Annotated in this window: 13 protein-coding genes; 1 reads left to right on the forward strand and 12 read right to left on the reverse strand. The window is 62.9% G+C overall.

Annotated features, from left to right (window positions below; genetic code table 11):
- Nucleotides 1-91 precede the first annotated feature (91 nt).
- The 8 genes from ABS769_RS09030 to ABS769_RS09070 all read right to left on the reverse strand — a co-directional run bounded on the left by ABS769_RS09030 (nt 92) and on the right by ABS769_RS09070 (nt 9071).
- Nucleotides 92-586, reverse strand: coding sequence for a tetratricopeptide repeat protein (locus ABS769_RS09030; RefSeq protein ID WP_350498147.1), 495 nt, complete (start codon nt 584-586; stop codon nt 92-94).
- Nucleotides 587-832: 246 nt separating this feature from the next.
- Nucleotides 833-1363 carry a hypothetical protein gene (locus ABS769_RS09035; protein ID WP_317060324.1) on the reverse strand — a complete coding sequence of 177 codons (531 nt, stop codon included), beginning with the start codon at nt 1361-1363 and terminating at the stop codon, nt 833-835.
- A gap of 1237 nt (nt 1364-2600) precedes the next feature.
- The gene (secF, locus tag ABS769_RS09045) at nt 2601-3569 is read right to left on the reverse strand and encodes a protein translocase subunit SecF (protein ID WP_006448912.1); all 969 of its coding nucleotides are present in this window, start codon (nt 3567-3569) and stop codon (nt 2601-2603) included.
- A gap of 59 nt (nt 3570-3628) precedes the next feature.
- Entirely contained in the window at nt 3629-5473 is a 1845-nt protein-coding gene (gene secD / locus ABS769_RS09050) for a protein translocase subunit SecD (protein ID WP_317060323.1), read from the reverse strand.
- A gap of 191 nt (nt 5474-5664) precedes the next feature.
- A complete protein-coding gene (gene yajC / locus ABS769_RS09055; protein ID WP_317060322.1) occupies nt 5665-6018 on the reverse strand; it encodes a preprotein translocase subunit YajC in 354 nt (117 codons plus the stop codon).
- A gap of 131 nt (nt 6019-6149) precedes the next feature.
- Nucleotides 6150-7295 (reverse strand): tRNA guanosine(34) transglycosylase Tgt, encoded by a 1146-nt coding sequence (gene tgt / locus ABS769_RS09060; RefSeq protein ID WP_317060321.1) that lies wholly within the window; start codon nt 7293-7295, stop codon nt 6150-6152.
- 69 nt (nt 7296-7364) lie between these two features.
- Nucleotides 7365-8435, reverse strand: coding sequence for a tRNA preQ1(34) S-adenosylmethionine ribosyltransferase-isomerase QueA (gene queA, locus ABS769_RS09065; RefSeq protein WP_317060320.1), 1071 nt, complete (start codon nt 8433-8435; stop codon nt 7365-7367).
- A 204-nt stretch (nt 8436-8639) separates the two neighbouring features.
- A complete protein-coding gene (locus tag ABS769_RS09070; RefSeq protein WP_006448917.1) occupies nt 8640-9071 on the reverse strand; it encodes an Lrp/AsnC family transcriptional regulator in 432 nt (143 codons plus the stop codon).
- A 121-nt stretch (nt 9072-9192) separates the two neighbouring features.
- Here ABS769_RS09070 and ABS769_RS09075 point away from each other — a divergent pair, with 121 nt between their 5' ends.
- On the forward strand, nt 9193-10689 hold the full coding sequence (locus ABS769_RS09075; RefSeq protein ID WP_317060319.1) for an aminotransferase class III-fold pyridoxal phosphate-dependent enzyme: 1497 nt from the start codon (nt 9193-9195) through the stop codon (nt 10687-10689).
- A gap of 219 nt (nt 10690-10908) precedes the next feature.
- On the opposite strand, the gene ABS769_RS09080 is transcribed toward ABS769_RS09075, so the two are convergent.
- The 4 genes from ABS769_RS09080 to ABS769_RS09095 form a co-directional block, all read right to left on the reverse strand.
- Nucleotides 10909-11616 (reverse strand): glycosyltransferase family 32 protein, encoded by a 708-nt coding sequence (locus tag ABS769_RS09080; RefSeq protein WP_317060318.1) that lies wholly within the window; start codon nt 11614-11616, stop codon nt 10909-10911.
- A 243-nt stretch (nt 11617-11859) separates the two neighbouring features.
- Nucleotides 11860-13239 (reverse strand): metallophosphoesterase family protein, encoded by a 1380-nt coding sequence (locus ABS769_RS09085; RefSeq protein WP_317060317.1) that lies wholly within the window; start codon nt 13237-13239, stop codon nt 11860-11862.
- The gene (locus ABS769_RS09090; protein WP_430544129.1) at nt 13236-14354 is read right to left on the reverse strand and encodes a phytase; all 1119 of its coding nucleotides are present in this window, start codon (nt 14352-14354) and stop codon (nt 13236-13238) included. Before ABS769_RS09090 ends, ABS769_RS09085 begins: the two co-directional genes overlap by 4 nt.
- Complete coding sequence (locus ABS769_RS09095; protein ID WP_317060315.1) at nt 14354-16912, reverse strand: TonB-dependent receptor; 2559 nt, start codon at nt 16910-16912, stop codon at nt 14354-14356. The genes ABS769_RS09090 and ABS769_RS09095 overlap by 1 nt, the downstream gene beginning before the upstream one ends.
- Between the last annotated feature and the right edge of the window lie 49 nt (nt 16913-16961).

Genomic DNA, 16961 nt, shown 5'->3' on the forward strand with positions numbered 1-16961 from the left:
ACGAGGACCGACCCAAAAAAGCAATCTGCGGCATGACCCCGGCTGCGTATGCCCAACATCTGGCAAACACCGATATCATCAGCCCCGGACTCTAAACCAGGCCGCTACTCAGGGCGGGGGGACGTCGGAATTGGTCGCGATACGTAACGCCCTCGATGTTGTCTTTGCAAAGATGCACGATGTTCTCGAGTGTGGGTATGCTGTTTGGATCCCACTCAAGGGCGGACTCGAGGCCATTAAGAAGTTGGGAAACTTGGATTACATAGGAATTCCAAGTGTTCTCTAGCGAAACAAACTCATGCATCTGCTTGTTCGCCATGCCGTATAGAGTCGCTACGACATGGTTCATCTCGTGAACACAGCCCTCAATCATCTCGGATCGACTGGCCGCTTCTGAAGTGCCAATGGCGTGTCCGAAGGCCACCGCCATCTCTTGTGTACGCATGTTGCCGAGGCTGGATTGCCAAGCTGCAGACTTCCCTTTACCAAGCCAGGCTTCCGAGTTGCGCGGATCAAGCTCGAGAACACGATTGAAATACGCCTCCGCCTCGGCGGCGTTTCCTGCCAAAGACGCGGTTCGCGCCATTCCGAGAAGATTAGTAACGCTTACGGCCGGCGCCGTTGCCGTCAAAAGAGGGGCTGAGATGTCTGCTCCGCAGTACATGCACTTTGAGCGATCAACGTCCGTCGGCACTTGAATGCTCTTTAGGCAGCTCGGGCACTGCGCTGAAACGAAGCTCATTTTTCCCCCTATCAGATGCGATAAAAATGTGGTGAAGCCCAACGCCTGAATTAAGCCGAGCCGCGAAGCGACTTCGGCTTGAATGAATTGTTAGAGCGCATCTGGCCGAGGGTCGTGCCATGCATTGACAACGTCCTGAGTCAGCTCCTGGCGTCGCCAATTTACAATCTGAAGATCCCGGTATAGCAACGGGAGAACTACATTGATTGCAGTGTGTATGAACTCATCACGGATAGTCATGCGGCCAGAGTTTACGGCAGGCTTGTTACAAATTTTAACTATGTCGGGATGCTCGAAGCTTGCGCTTGCCTGATGAGCAAAGACATTGCGGACCCGACGCACCGCATCTATGCGGTCGCGCTCACTTTTCGTTAGAAGTCCCATCACGAAAGCGGCTTGAGACTTTCCAGACAATGTACCAAAAGGCGCGTACGGCCCTTCGAATAAGTTCTTTGTTTCGGTGGAGTCGATAAGAACGGATTCAAGGATCCGGCGTAGACATTCTTCAATGTGTGCCGCGACTATCAGTGTTATTCCTCTGTCGCTTTCGCCCTTGGTGTGACTCATCATCTCCGCCAGTTCTTCATTGCGCTTCCAAACCACTTCTTCATCCAAGATCACCAGTCTCTCCTTCTGCGCTCTAATGCCTGAATTAAGCCGAGCCGCGAAGCGGCGTCGGCTTGAATGAATTGTTAGGCCCACTGTATCTCACCACCAGAGACAGAGGTAATGAAATCTGCTGTCTGCCGACAAAGTGATTGATCCGGAGAGCGGACCACAAGAACCAGGGGGTCTCTGGAAAGTGGATCAATGTCTACCCTTTGCTCCGGACTGCTGCGCAAGCACAAACTCAGCTCCGTCCACTGACAATTCTCTGGGGTAGCGCTGTCACCGTCTGAGTCGATATTACAACCTACGCCCCACAGGTGCTCCGCAACTTGAAAGTAAGGTGGCCGAGGGCCAGGCGCGATAATTTTCAGTAAGTAATCCATTCTTGTTTGGAAGATCGCTGAAGAGTTTTTTGTAGGCCTAACTCTGGAATTAAGCCGAGTTGCGAAGCAACTTCGGCTTGAATGAGTTGTTAGGCAGTGAGTGGCCGCGAAGGTTGGATGGTGCAACCATGCTCCCCAGCACTGCCGCCTGGACCGAGTGTGCCACAGCTTGCGGGATGGAGCTTGCCCAGCGATGCAGCGGCGCGTGATGCCACCGAAACCAAGTGCAATGAGCGCAGCGCGGCAATGACGTGCGAAGGCGGAGCGCTGAACTTACCGCTACCAAAAACGGCGATGACTGTGCTACCCGGAGCCGACCGCACGCGTGCCGGCCAACTCACCGAAGCTGCAACCACCAATGCGTTTGCTCCACCACGGCCTAACTACTATTGGACCGCCGAAATGCGGTGTTGCACGGAGTATCTTCGATCGCTGGCGCTTTGTGAATGGGGAAATCCTAGCCGCCATCAAGGGATTACGCGACGGCAAGCGGACTCTACCTTTGCGCGGTTTCTAGTTTTATCCAGCAAGGACATAGGCGTATGAAATACACCCAAAAAACAATGGCGTAACAGCACGTCCGCCGACGCGGCTGCTCGATCGAGTGCGCGACCGCTTGCGCGTTCGGCACTACAGCCTACGCACCGAGCAGGCGGATCTCAGTTGGATGCGGCGCTTCATCCTGGCCAGCGGTTCTCTACCGCAACGTACTGCGTATCGATCGGCATCACGTGTCCGACGAAATCCCTAGTATTCAATCTTGAGTAATGGCGTCACAGTGCACACCATGCAGTCACGACGCCCAACGCCAGAAACGAAAAAACCGCGCAATGCGCGGTTTTTTCGTCACACCTTTTGCCAACCGATCAAGGACGACGCGCCAGCGCCTCCACATCCTTGGCCTTGGGCAGCAGATCCTGCTTGGTCACAGCGAACGGCCCGATGCTCAGCATCGGCACTGCCACGATGATCGAGGAGATCACCACGATCACCGCACCGATCATGTGCGTCTCGGCCAGGCCTTCCATCGACTCGCCGCCGTAGATGTACAGGGCCAGTGCCGACAGGAAGAACATCACCGCGGTGATCACCGTGCGCGAGAGCGTCTGGTTGATCGAGCGGTTCAGCACTTCCAGCGGCTCCACGCGCAGCGCGCGGAAGTTTTCGCGCACGCGGTCGAACACCACGATGATGTCGTTGATCGCAAAGCCCATCACCGACAACAGGCCGGCCAGCACGGTCAGATCGAACTCGCGGCCGGTCAGCGACACGAAGGCCACCGTGACCAGCAGGTCGAACAAGGCGGTCAGGCTGGCGACCACGGCGAACTTCCACTCGAAGCGGAACGCGATGTAGATCAGAAAGCCCACCAGCATGAACACCGTGGCGTACACGCCGTTCAAGGCCAGGTCCTTGCCGACCTGCGGGCCGACGAATTCGCCCGGCTGCACGGTGGCGGGGTTCTGCTCGGTGCTGACGGCCTTGCGCACTTCTTCGGCGACGGTGGTTGCGGCATCGTCGCGGTTGTTGTGCTGCTCGCGCGCCTGCAGGCGAATCATCACCTCGTTGCCGCCACGCGCGTTCTGCACCTGGGCGTTTTCGAAGCCGGCCTTGGCCAGCTGCTCGCGCACCTGGTCCACGTCCACCGTCTTCTGAAACGAGGTCTGCACCAGCGTGCCGCCGGTGAATTCCAGTGCGTAGTTGAAGCCCTTGCCGACGATGATGCCGATCGAGGCGATCGCCAACACCAGCATCAAGATCAGCACCGGCTTGCGCAGGCGCATGAAGTCGATCTTGGTGTCGTTCGGGATCAGATGAAGCGGAAAAATTTTCATTCAAAGATTTTCCTGGAAAGTCCGCACATGGATGTGCGGGCTCTTGCGAGGGACTCGCATTAAATAGCGACAGACTTCAGCTTCTTGCGGCTGCCATAGATCAGCACCGCCAGCGCGCGCGATACGGTGATCGCAGTGAACATCGAGGCGAAAATACCGATGATCATGGTCAGCGCGAAGCCCTTCAGCGGGCCGGTACCGAACGCATACAACGCCACGCCGACGATCAACCCGGTCAGGTTGGCGTCGAGGATGGTGCCACCGGCCTTCTCGTAACCGGCCACGATCGCCGACTTGGGCGGCACGCCCAGACGCAACTCTTCGCGGATACGCTCGTTGATCAGCACGTTCGCATCCACCGACAGACCGACCGACAACGCCAGACCGGCAAAACCCGGCAACGTCATGGTGGCGCCGAACAGCGACATCACCGCGATCACGATCAGCAGGTTGAACAGCAGCGCCGCCGAGGTGATCGCGCCGAACATGCGGTAGTAAATGGTGAAGAACACCAGGGTGAACACGAACGAGAACACCACCGCAGTGACGCCGCGCTCCACGTTCTCCGCACCCAGGCTCGGGCCGATCACGTATTCCTCGACGAAATCCATCGGCGCGGCCAGCGAGCCGGACTTCAACAACTTGGCCAGGTTCTCGGCTTCGGTCTTTTCCAGACCGGTGGTCTGGAAATTCTTGCCGAACACGCCGGCGATACGGGTCGGCGACAGCGCTTCTTCCTTGACCCGCACGCTGCGCACTTCCTTGCCGTCGACCATGGTCACGGTGGGAATGCGCTCGATGTAGACCACCGACATCAGCTTGCCGACATTGGCACTGGTGTAGTCGAGCATGCGCTGGCCGGCGACGTTGTTGAGCGTCACCGCCACCGCCGGCATGCCGTTCTGGTCGTTGCTGACGCTGGCACTGACCATCTGGTCACCAGTCACCAGCGCGCGCTTGTTGAGCAACACCGGCGCATTGCTGTCGCGCAGGCGGTAGACCTTGGCTTCCGGCGGAATGGTGCCGCTGCGCACGGCGTCTTCGGCATTGCCTTCGACCACCGCACGGAATTCCAGCGAGGCGGTGGCGCCGATCAGGCGCTTGGCCTCGGCGGTGTCCTGCAGGCCCGGCAATTCGACCACGATGCGGTCTTCGCCCTGGCGCTGGATGGTCGGTTCGGACACGCCCAGCGCGTTGACACGATTGCGCAAGGTGGTGAGGTTCTGTTCGATCGCGCCGCTGGCGATCTGCTTGAGTTCGGCCTCGGGGACGTTGACGGTGATGTTCTGCCCACTGACGTTGTAGACCAGCGTCGGCTGCGCCTTGGCCAGCGCGGTGCGCGCGGCATCGGCGCTGGCGCCCTCGCTCAGGCTGACCTGGATGCTGTTGTCACCGCGACGCTCGACCGAGCGATAGGCGATGCGCCCATCGCGCAAGGTGGTGCGGATGTCTTCGGCAAAGCCGTCCAGGCGCTTTTCCAGCGCGGCCTTCTGATCCACCTGCATGGCGAAATGCACGCCACCGACCAAGTCCAGGCCCAGCACCATCGGCCGGCCGCCCAGCTTGGCCAGCCAGTCCGGCACGGTCGAGGCCAGATTCAGCGCCACCGTGTAGTTCTCGCCCAGTTGCTGGCGCAGCACGTCGTTGGCGCGGGTCTGTGCCTGCAGGTTGGGCAGGCGCACCATCAGGCTCTCGCCTTCCTTGGTGACGGCCTTGGGCGTGATGCCGGCGCTCTTGAGGTCGGCGTCGATGCGGCTACGCAATGCGTCGTCGAGTTGGGCACCGCGGCTGGCGGTGATCTGCACGGACGGGTCTTTCTGGTAGATGTTGGGAAGCGCGTACAACGCGCTGACCGCCAGCACCAGCAGGATCAGGAAATACTTCCAGCGAGGAAATTCGAGCATTGCGACAGTCCCGCGCGACACCATCCCGGCGACGCGCCTAGCAGTGAGAACGACTTCAAGCGGCCAACACACGGTCGCGAGCGGTCGTCAGGTGGATGCGGGCGGTGCCGGGACGGGAGTATTGCGACCCGCCGGTTCCCGGCGCCGACTGCGCCCGCCTGACGGTGCGCGCAGTAGTTTTGGAGCCGCTCTTAGCTGGCCGACTTCAGCGTGCCCTTGGGCAGCACATGGCCCACGGCACTCTTCTGCACGCGGATGCGCACGTTGTCGGCCACTTCCACGGTGATGAAGTTGTCGCCGATGTCGCTGATCACGCCGGCAACGCCGCCGGAGGTGATCACTTCATCGCCGCGCGCCAGCTTGTCCAGCAGCGACTTGTGCTCCTTCTGGCGCTTCATCTGCGGGCGGATCATCAAAAAATACATGACCGCGATCAGGATGATCGGCAACGCGAAGGTGGACAGGCTTCCCATCGGGCCGGCGGCCGGCGCGCCACCGGTGGCCTGCGCCTGGGCGACGGGGATCAGGAAATCGAGCAGATTCATTCAATGCATCCTAGTTTGGTGCCAGCGCGCCAAGCGGCCCGCTCGCTATTCAGGTACCGCCGAAGCGGAACAGCCGGGAATTATGCCATGCGGGTTCCAAACCGTCCGCGCAAGGGCGCGGACGGCCGGTGTCAGCTGGTTTCCCCCGGCAACGGCGGCGTGATGGCGCCGCGTGCCGCATAGAAGGACCGCCGGAACTCCACAAAGGTTCCCGAGGCGATCGCCGCGCGCAGGTCGGCCATCAATTTCTCGTAGTACCAGAGGTTGTGCAGGGTGCCCAGCATCGGCGCCAGCATCTCGTTGCAGCGGTCCAGATGGCGCAGGTAGGAGCGCGTGTAGCCGCTGCTGCAGGCATGACACCCGCAGCCCGGCTCGATGGTGTCCAGGTCGCGCTCGTACTTGGCGTTGCGGATGCGCACGGTACCGAACGAGGTGAAATAGTGGCCGTTGCGCGCGTTACGGGTCGGCATCACGCAGTCGAACATGTCCACACCACGCGCCACGCCTTCGACCAGATCCTCCGGCCGGCCCACGCCCATCAGGTAGCGCGGGCGCTCGGCCGGCAGGCGCGGATGCAGGTGTTCGAGCATGGCATTGCGCTCATGCTCGGGCTCGCCCACCGCCAGCCCGCCGATGGCATAGCCGTCGAAGCCGATGCCTTGCAGCCCATCCAGCGAACGACTGCGCAGGTCCGGATGCACCCCGCCCTGCACGATGCCGAACAGCGCCGCATCGTTACCCAGCCCGTCATGCGCGTCGCGCGAGCGCTGCGCCCAGCGCAGGCTCAGTTCCATCGAGCGCCGTGCCACCTCTTCGGTGGCCGGGTACGGCGTGCACTCGTCGAAGATCATCACGATGTCCGAATCGAGCACCTTCTGGATCTGCATGCTCTCTTCCGGGCCCAGGAATACGCGGGCGCCATCGGTTGGCGAAGAAAAGGTCACGCCCTGCTCGGTGATCTTGCGGCGATGCGCCAGCGAAAACACCTGGAATCCGCCCGAGTCGGTGAGGATCGGCCCGTCCCAGCGCGCAAACCCGTGCAGCCCGCCGTGATCGCCGATCACATCCAGACCCGGGCGCAGATACAGATGGAAGGTGTTGCCCAGGATGATCTCCGCACCCAGCGCGCGGATCTGCTCGGGCAGGACGCCCTTGACCGAGCCATAGGTCCCCACCGGCATGAACGCCGGCGTCTCGACGGTGCCGCGCGGAAAGGTCAGGCGGCCGCGGCGGGCATGGCCGTCGGCGGCTTGGAGCTGGAATTGAAGTCGGGACATTGAGGGGCCGGGATTTGAAATTGGGGATTCGGGATTGGCAAAAGCGAGAAGGCGGCGAACGGAGTGCTGTTACGAATCCCCACTCCCCAATCCCCAATCCCTGCCCCACAACAGCATCGCATCGCCGTACGAAAAGAAGCGATAGCGCTGCGCGATGGCGTGTTGATAGGCGGCGAAAATGCGTTCGCGGCCGGCGAAGGCCGAGACCATCATCAGCAGCGTGCTTTCGGGCAGATGGAAGTTGGTGACCATCGCATCGACGCTGCGGATGCGATAGCCGGGCAGGATGAAGATCTGGGTTTCGCCGGCGAATGGCAGCAGTTCGCCATCGGGTGCGGCATCGGTTTTACGCCAGGCGCTTTCCAGCGAGCGCACTACGGTGGTTCCCACCGCGATGACGCGGCCGCCGCGTGCGCGCGTGCGCCGCACCTGCTCGACCAGTGCAGCACCGACGTTGAGCCACTCCTTATGCATCACGTGCTGATCCAACGCGTCCACGCGCACCGGCTGGAAGGTGCCGGCACCCACGTGCAAGGTGACATGGCCGAACTCCACCCCGCGCTCGCGCAACTGCGCCAGCAGCGCCTCGTCGAAATGCAGGCCGGCGGTGGGCGCGGCGACCGCACCGACTTCGCGGGCGAACACGGTCTGGTAGCGCTCGCGGTCTTCCACACCCGGCTCGCGGCGGATGTACGGCGGTAGCGGCAGCTGCCCGGCCTCCGGCAGCCACTGCTGCAGCGGCGAAGGAATATCAAAGCGCAGCAGATAGAACTCGCCATCGCGGCCCAGCACTTCGGCCTGCCCACCGGCATCGAGCGCGATCAGGCTGCCGGCCTTGGGCGACTTGCTGGCGCCGATCTGCACGCGCGCCTCGCGTTCGTCGAGCAGGCGCTCGATCAAAATTTCCACCCGCCCGCCACTGGCCTTCTGCCCGAACAGGCGCGCCGGGATCACCCGGGTATCGTTGAAGATCAGCAGATCGCCCGGCTGCAGCAGCTCGGGCAGATCGCGCACCTGGCGGTCGACCAGCGCCTGCGGCGACGGCGGAACGACCAGCAAGCGACTGGCCGCGCGCTCGGCCAGCGGCGCCTGGGCGATCAGTTCGTCGGGTAGCGAATAGTTGAAATCGGACTTCTTCAAGGCCGCAGGATCGGATGGCTGAGGAGCCGGATATTGTAACTGCGGCCGGGATTAGAGATTCGGGATTGGGGATTCGCGGTGAGGCGGGGATTGGAAATTCGGGATTTGGGATTCGCAGGAGCAGGATCCGGGGACCGGAACGCGTCCGACACCAGCCAGCCCGCTGTTACGAATCCCCAATCCCCAATTTCCAATCCCGGCCCCTCACCGCTCAAACTTCGTCGACAAAATGATCGACGTCGTCGTGCGCTCCACGCCGTCAATGGCGCCGATGGCGTCGGTAAGCACGTCCATTTCGTTGACGCCGCCGACCACGCCCAGGGCGATCAGATCGTAGGCGCCGCTGACCGAGTGCAGCAGGCGCACCTCGGGGATGTCGCGCAGCGCCTTGACCACGGCCGGCATCTTCTTGGGCAGCACGGTGATCAGGATGTGCGCGCGGATGCGGCCCTGTTCGTAGGCGTCGTGGGTGCGCACGGTGTAGCCGCTGATCACGCCGTCACGTTCGAGTTTTTCGATGCGGCTTTGCACGGTCGTGCGCGACAGCCCGAGCCGGCGCGCGATCTGCGCGGTGGAGGCGCGCGCATCCTCGCGCAACAGCGACAGCAGGCGTTCGTCGGAGGGAGTGATTTTCACTTTTGCCCAAATGGTTCGTCGATTCGACGAAAATACCTGACTTCCTGCCCGGATTCACGCTGCCAAACGCCGATCTTCTGCCGATAATAGAAAGGGAACGCCACCTTGTAGGAGATGCGCCATGTCCGTCCTTGCCCCGCTCGCCCCGCTGCGTGCCCATGCCGGCCGCCGCCTGACCGATGGCCTGGACGATGCCAGCATCGTGCGCCTGGCCAGCACCCACGACGATCTCGCCCAGGCCATCGATGCGGCCGCCGCCGAATACGCGCTGGTGCGCGAGGAAGTGGCCGATCTGCTGGACCTGGACGAAGACGCCCAGATCAGTGCGGTGCAGGACGGCTTCATCAACTTCTATGCCGACGATGCGGTGACCCCGTACGTGGCGCTGGCCGCGCGCGGCCCTTGGGTGATCACGCTCAAGGGCGCGGTGCTGTACGACGCCGGCGGCTACGGCATGCTCGGCTTCGGCCACACGCCCGCGCCGGTGCTCGAGGCCATGGCACACCCGCAGGTGATGGCCAACGTGATGACGCCCAGCCTGGCGCAGCGCCGGTTGGACCGCGCATTGCGCGCCGAGATCGGGCATACCCGCGGCGGCTGCCCGTTTGCGCGCTTCATGTGTCTCAACTCCGGTTCCGAAGCGGTCGGCCTGGCCGCACGCATCGTCGACACCAACGCCAAGCTGCACACCGACCCGGGCGCGCGGCATGCCGGTGCCACCATCAAGCGCGTGGTGGTCAAGGGCAGCTTCCATGGCCGCACCGATCGCCCCGGCCTGTATTCCGATTCCAGCCGCAAGACCTACACCAAGTACCTGGCCAGTTACCGCGACGAGGATTCGGTGATCGCAATCGCGCCGTACGACGTGGCGGCGCTGCAGCGCGCCTTCGAGGAGGCCGCGCGCAATCACTGGTTTATCGAGGCGGTGTTCCTGGAGCCGGTAATGGGCGAAGGCGACCCGGGGCGCGCATTGCCGGCCGCGTTCTATGCCGCTGCGCGCGAGCTGACCCGCCTGCACGGCAGCCTGCTGCTGGTGGATTCGATCCAGGCCGGCCTGCGCGCGCACGGCGTGCTGTCGGTGGTGGATTACCCCGGCTTCGAACAGCTCGACCCGCCGGACCTGGAAACCTATTCCAAGGCGCTCAATGCCGCGCAGTACCCGCTGTCGGTGCTGGCCGTGACCGAACACGCCGCGCAGGTGTATCGCAAGGGCACCTACGGCAACACCATGACCACCAATCCGCGCGCGCTCGATGTGGCCTGCGCCACGCTGGCGTTGTTCACTCCGCAGGTGCGCGCCAACATCCGTAGCCGCGGTGCGCAGGCGATCGCCAAGCTGGAAGCCTTGCAGTCCGAGTTGGGCGGCTTGATCACCAAAGTGCAGGGCACCGGCTTGCTGTTTTCCTGCGAACTGGCACCGCAGTTCAAGTGTTACGGCGCCGGGTCCACCGAGGAATGGCTGCGCCACCGCGGTGTCAACGTGATCCACGGCGGCGAGAATTCGCTGCGCTTCACGCCGCACTTCGCCATGGACGAAGACGAGCTCGATCTATTGGTCGGCTTGATCGCGCGTGCGCTCAAGGAAGGCCCGCGCCAGGTGCAGGCCGAGGCCGCCTGAGGCTGCACATCTCTCAACGCCTGAAACGCGGAGTCCTGCGGGCTGCCGCGCTGATGGCGCGAGATTTGTGACATAGCAAGCACGATGCGAAGCGCGCTTGCGCAAGCCCCCTTCACCAGCGTGAACCGCACAAAACGCCGCGTTGAGTGCCACAGCGGGAATCATCCCGGTGCCGCCATGCAGATCCGTTCAACAGATCTGCATGGCGACCGGCAGCAATCAGATCGGCACTGCGCTCAATTTGCGACGCAGGTAATTGGTCACCGCCCGGCGCGTCGACTTGCCGCGCCACGATGCCCAGCACAGATGCGAGCCGACCGCGATCTTGCCGCCGCGGTGACCGAGCCCGAACCAGGTACGGTCCGGATGGAATGCATCGCGCGGCGGGAACACGATGCCGGAGAACTGCTCGCCATACGCGTTGTAGAAGCGCGTCAGCCCGCGCGGGCCGGAGATCATCGGAATCTGCCGGTGATCTTCCAGCGTCTCCGGCGCATGCACATTGAAGATGTGCTCGATAAAGGCGCGCCACAAAGGATGCCCTGCCTGGGAACCGAATACGGCATTGCCGATCTTGAACTGATCGTTGCCTAGCGCGCCATCCTCGATCGGCAGCACGCATTGCTGTACCAACAGGTCGGCGCTGAGCGGCTGCAGCAGCTTGTAGTCGGTGTCGAAATAAAAGCCGCCGTGCGCGTGCATATAGGCACAGCGGGCGATGTCGGCCTTCATCACGCCGAAGCGGATCGCCTCGTAACGCTCGGCGAATTCCGGGAACGCGCGACGCATCAGTTCCGAATTGTCCGCATCATCCCAGACGTAGCAGACCCAGTCCGGCAAGAGCCGCTGCAGACGGGCCTGGATCCTGCGTTCTTCCCACTGCAATTGCTTGGTCGGCGCGGTCAGATGAAACACATGGGGAATCATGGTGGTTTCTCGGGGGCTGGGGGCACCAACACCTCCATCCAGCGCCGACCTGACACCCGGCTACCCGGATGGAGATCCGGCTAACCACACCCTATGCCCATTTTTTGTGTGATTTAACTCACACTTTTCAATTGGCATACGAGGTAACCATTGGAAAAATCAATGCATCAGCGAAGTTTCCTCACATCTCCCTAACTCGGTGCGCCGAGCCGCCCCAATTCTTTCAATTTCGTCACAGCGCCCTCATTCCCAGCAGCGATCCGCCCGTCCCTTGAGCGTTGCACTGCGTGGGCAATCGCGTGGGGCGATGCGCCCTGCTTCGTGTTCGATCAACCGCTTGGCCCCGCTCGTATCGCGCTTGAGCTCGAAGGCATCGTAGAGACGTCCGGTGGCGGTACGCGACTCGTAGAGCAACTTCTGGTTATCGATGCGAAGCACCTGATACAGCTGGGTATCTTCGCCGACCGGGCGCATGGTCTTGCGGGCCATGTCCGAGAGCCGGTACTGCTTGGGCCCGGCCACCGACACCACGAACACCGGCGTCGCCTGCCCGGCCTCATCGCCGCGACGGCCGTAGGTGTGGTCGTGGCCCTGCAGCACCAGATCGACCTTGTGGCGACGGATCACCGGCAGCACCTGCTCGACCAGCTTTTCGTTCTCGCGATCGGCGCGCGGCGAGAAGAACGGTTGGTGGATCAGCACGATCGACCACGGATGCGGATTATCGGCCAATACGGTGTCCAGCCACTGCGCCTGCGCCGGGCCGGTGCCCAGATCCAGCACCGAGGTACCGTCGAGCACGGCGATGCGCACGCCCTGGTAGTCGAACCAATAGCTGGTGCGCGCGGTGGCCGACGGCCCGTTGCGCGGCAAGGCGAAGGTCACCGGCCAATGGCTGCCGAGCGTGCGCGTCGCCTGCGGGGTGTCTTCGCCCTCTTCGTGATACTCGTGATTGCCCGGCGCCGGCGCCACTGCGGTGCCTTCCAGCAACCAACGTCCGGCTTCGAACCATTCGGCCCACTCGTTGTCGTCCTGGCCGTCCTTGCCGCTGACCAGATCGCCAGCGAACAGCGCCAGCCGCGCCTCCGGCGCCGAGCGCCAGGCCTGGCGGATCACCCGCGAAACCAGGCTGAGATTCTTGTTCTGGGTATCGCCGAAATACAGCAGCGTCAGCGGCGTGTCCGGGCTGGCGGCGGTGCGGAAGTGATTCCATGCGCCCCAGGTGCTGTTGCCCTGTACGCGGTAGGCGTACAGCGTGTCCGGCTTCAATCCATCGATATCGGCGCGGTGGTGATGCGAGCTGCCGTTTTCGCTGCTCAGCGTGGCGGTGCTGGCGCGAATGCGGCGCGGCGTACCCACGTCGGGCGAGTCGCCGGCGACGACCAGTTCCAGCCACGGCTGGTTGACGCTGGCATCGGTACGCCAGGCCACCGCGAAGCCGGTGGCCGCATCCTGCGCGGGCGTGGCGACGATGCGGTCCGGAAAGCCGTCGGCGACATAGTGGGTGGAGCCCGCCGGCACCTGCGTATTCGGTTCGGCAGCCCGCTCGGCGGCGAACGATTGAGCGCTGCTCATCGCGATGAGCGAGAGCAGCGCGTATACCGACGCAGGCCCAGCGCTCATGGCGCGCAGTCTTTCAAGCGCAGCGTGCGTGCGATATCGCGCCAATCGAATGCGGCCACCGCCTGGTCGTCATGCAATGCGTAGAACACGCCACCGGGGAAGCGCGCATCGCCGCGTTGATCCAGCCACACGCCGTCGGTATTGGCGGTCACCCGGCCGGCGAATGCGCCCACATGCGCCAGGCTCTGGCGATCGAACACCTGGAACACGCTGCGGTCCTTGAACTGATCGGTGGCGATCCAGTACCCGCTGCCATCGCTGCACGCCAGCAAGGTCATGCCCTCGGCCTGCGCCTTGAACAGGCCGGTGCCGACATTGCGCCCGCGATAACGTCCATCCATGCCGTACTCGCGTAGCTGCGTGCCCACGGCCACGTCTTCTTCGGCAATCATCAAGCGCGCATTGGCTTCATCGCCGAACACCGATTCGGCAATCCGCACCGCACCCGCTTCGGTGGTATCGCCAAAGCTCTGGGTCAGCTGCGATTGCCAGCCCTGCCCTGCGTTGTTCAGTTGATAACGCCGGAAGCGCTGACCGAGGTCGGCCACCGGCGGCGGCAGATCCTTGTTGGCGGGCGACATGTAGTTGTCGCTGACCACCACCTCGTAACCGCCGTCGTGCTTGCGCACCCACAGGCCGTAAGGCTCACGCAGTTCGTCCTGGCCGAAGGCGGTCAACGGCTTGAAGTCCGGCAGCGAGAACACCTGCACACGGCGGTTGTCGCGCTCGACCACAAACAGCAGATCGTCGACCACCGAGATCCCGTTCGGGCGATCCAGCTTGCCCAGGGCCTTGCCCTTGCCGCCGACCACGCGCAGGCGCTTGCCGCTGTCGCCATCGAACACCACCAACGCATGCGTGGCCTTGGCAGTGGCGATCAGCCAGCGGCTGCCATCCGGCGCCATCCAGCTGGCCGGCGAATCCAGATTGTCGGACGGCGTGGAAGTGGTGATGAAGGCTTCCGGCACCACTTCATGCGCCACCTTGGCCTCGCTGAGCAACGGGTCTTTCAGCAGTGCCTCGTCGGCTTCGCGGTCGACCGGCGCGCTGGCGCAAGCCGTCAGCGCCAGTGCGGTGGCAAGTAACGTGGTGTGGAGCCGCGTGCGCGTTGCGATCACAGTGCCACCTTCAGGCCGAGCGCATAAGTACGGCCGTACTCTTCATTCTGCAGCGTGCGCGAGGGCACGCCCTGGTACAGCTCCAGCGGTTCGTCCAGCAGGTTCTGCGCTTCCAGATACAGGCTGACGTGGCTGTTGAATTGGTAATTCATGCTGAAATCCAGCTGGGTATGCGGAGCGACATAGATATCGTACGCGCGGCTGGCGCCGATGGTGTCCAGGTATTCGCTGCGATACACCGCTGCCACACGCGCACTGAAACCGTATTTTTCGTAACCCAGATGGCCGCTGTAGATCCGCTTGGACGAACGCGGCAAGGTGAAGTCCTCACCGGCGCGGTCGCTCAGGCCAGGATCGAAATCGCTGTCCAGCACGGTGGCGCTGGCACCGACCAACAGGCCATTCCAGCCTTCCGGCAGGAAGTCCAGGGTCTGCTGCCAATTGAACTCGGCGCCGCGTACTTTTGCGGTGTCGCCATTGATCGAGCGCGTGACCTGCAAATCCGGGAATTCCGCATCGTTGGTGCTGATCGTCTGCACGATGTAATCGTCGATCGATTTGTTGAACACGCCCAACGAGATCAGGCCGGTGCTGCCGATGTATTTTTCGAACGACAGATCCAGATTGGTGGAACGGTAAGGATTGAGATCGGGATTGCCGATGCTCACTTCCTCATCGCCGCGATTGATGCTCACGCGCGGCGAGACATCGCCGAACGATGGGCGCGACAAGGTCTTGTTGGCCGCAAACCGCAGCACCCAGTCGTTGCCGGTGTCGTAGCGCAGGTGCAGGCCCGGCAGCACGTTGGTGTAGCTGCTGGATGCCTCCCGTGGTGTCACCGTGGCCGAGCGGCCGTCTTCCGCCACGTCCACCTGATTGCCGGTGGCATTGAACTGGGTGTTCTCCACACGCACGCCGGCAATCATGCGCAGCGCCCCGATGTCCCAGGTGCCCATTGCGTACGTCGCAAACACATCTTCGGTGGCGGTGTAGTCGTCCTGCAGCGAGACCTGCTGATTGCCGCCGACATCCTGCGGACGTGCGCTGTACAGATTGCCGGAGGTGTTCCAGTAACGGCGCATGCCATCCGAGCCGATGCTTTCGCCCAAGGTGCCGCCACGGTGTTCCGGCGCGGCGGTGGTCCAGTCGCTCAAGTCGATCGCCGGGCCGCGACGCAGCTCGCGTTCGTCCACATTGACATCGCGCTCGCGCCAGCGGCCGAGCACACCCATCTTCAGGCTGGCATGCTCGCCATCGAAGCGCACGTTGACCTGCGCGCTGCGCTCGCTGTCGTCCACCCGCTTGGGCGCAAGCACGAAGCGGTCGAACACGAAATCGTCGTTGCTCTGCCAGCCATTGTCGGAGAATCCCAAACGCGGAATCCCGCTGTTCTGATCGACCGTGGCCGACAGATCGTCGCCGTCATAGTTGAAGCGCGCTTCCATTTCATCGTTCACGCGCTCGGTGGTCTTGGTGTAGCCCACCTTGTAATCCACGGTGGCCGCGCTCAGGCGATTTTCGCCGCCCACGCTCAAAGCCATGGTGTCTTCTTTCTTGGTGCGATAGCGCACGCGCTTGGAGATCGAATCGGCCGGCAGATCGGCCACGTTGTAGGTGCCATCGCCATTGGCGCTGACCTGCCCATCGGCCAGGCCGAAGATGGTGCGCTGACGCGTTTCGGCATCGTCGAAACGGCTGTACAGCGTGCGCAGGTAATAGCGGTTGTCTTCATCCGGGCGCCAATCCAGATTGAGATTCGCGCCCATGCGGGTGCGCTCGATAAAGTATTTGCGGCGCTGCACTTCGCCGGCAAACAGATCATCGGCCGCACCGCCATCGAAACTGTCGTAGGCCACTTCGGTGTTGTCGGATTCGAATTCGCGATCCTGATAGTTCACACCCACTGCCACACCGAAGGTGCCATCGAAGATATCGCTGTAGTTGAACGCGCCCTTCGGGCTGGTCTTGCCCGACAACGACTGGTGGCTGCCTTCGACCGAGCCGCGCAAGGTGCGGCCATCGCGATCGAATGCGGAGGTGGACTCCACTTGAATTGCGCCGCCGATGGAATCGCCCGGCATGTCAGGCGTTGGCGACTTGACCACCTTGAGGCGCTCGGTGGAATCGGAGGGAATCACGTCCAGCGGCGCCGAGCGCGTGCCGTCTTCCGGCGTGCCCATGGTCATGCCGTCGATGGTGACGCTGTTGAGCGCCGAATCCAGACCGCGGATCACCACGAAGCGGCCCTCGCCCTGATCGCGCGTCACGCTGACGCCGGGCAGGCGCTGCAAGGATTCTGCAACATTCTTGTCGGGGTAGCGGCCCATCGCATCGGACGCGACCGCATCCTGGATGGCATCGGAACTGCGTTTGAGATCCACCGCGCGTACCTGCGACTCCGTTTGCGGGCGCACTTCCAGCCGCTCCAGATCGATGGCCGCGGCGCTTGCTGCGCCGCCAGCAGCAGCACCCTCGGCCGCCAGCGCCAGCGGGCTCCACGTGGCCGCAGCCAACGTCAGCGTGATCGCCAGGCAGAGCGGAGTCTTGTTGAGCACGGGTGCTTCCCCAATTGGTTAAGAATGGGTGGGCACACTATGTCTACGA

It is taken from the genome of Xanthomonas hortorum (assembly GCF_040279205.1).
In the GTDB taxonomy this organism is placed as follows: Bacteria; Pseudomonadota; Gammaproteobacteria; order Xanthomonadales; family Xanthomonadaceae; genus Xanthomonas; species Xanthomonas hortorum_F.

What these genes read in the sequence shown, in the direction of transcription:
- tgt (WP_317060321.1), bottom strand. Translation starts at nt 7,295, where the DNA reads ATGTCCCGACTTCAATTCCAGCTCCAAGCCGCCGACGGCCATGCCCGC.
- ABS769_RS09085 (WP_317060317.1), bottom strand. Translation starts at nt 13,239, where the DNA reads ATGAGCGCTGGGCCTGCGTCGGTATACGCGCTGCTCTCGCTCATCGCG.
- secD (WP_317060323.1), bottom strand. Translation starts at nt 5,473, where the DNA reads ATGCTCGAATTTCCTCGCTGGAAGTATTTCCTGATCCTGCTGGTGCTG.
- yajC (WP_317060322.1), bottom strand. Translation starts at nt 6,018, where the DNA reads ATGAATCTGCTCGATTTCCTGATCCCCGTCGCCCAGGCGCAGGCCACC.
- secF (WP_006448912.1), bottom strand. Translation starts at nt 3,569, where the DNA reads ATGAAAATTTTTCCGCTTCATCTGATCCCGAACGACACCAAGATCGAC.
- ABS769_RS09075 (WP_317060319.1), top strand. Translation starts at nt 9,193, where the DNA reads ATGTCCGTCCTTGCCCCGCTCGCCCCGCTGCGTGCCCATGCCGGCCGC.
- ABS769_RS09030 (WP_350498147.1), bottom strand. Translation starts at nt 586, where the DNA reads ATGGCGCGAACCGCGTCTTTGGCAGGAAACGCCGCCGAGGCGGAGGCG.
- ABS769_RS09080 (WP_317060318.1), bottom strand. Translation starts at nt 11,616, where the DNA reads ATGATTCCCCATGTGTTTCATCTGACCGCGCCGACCAAGCAATTGCAG.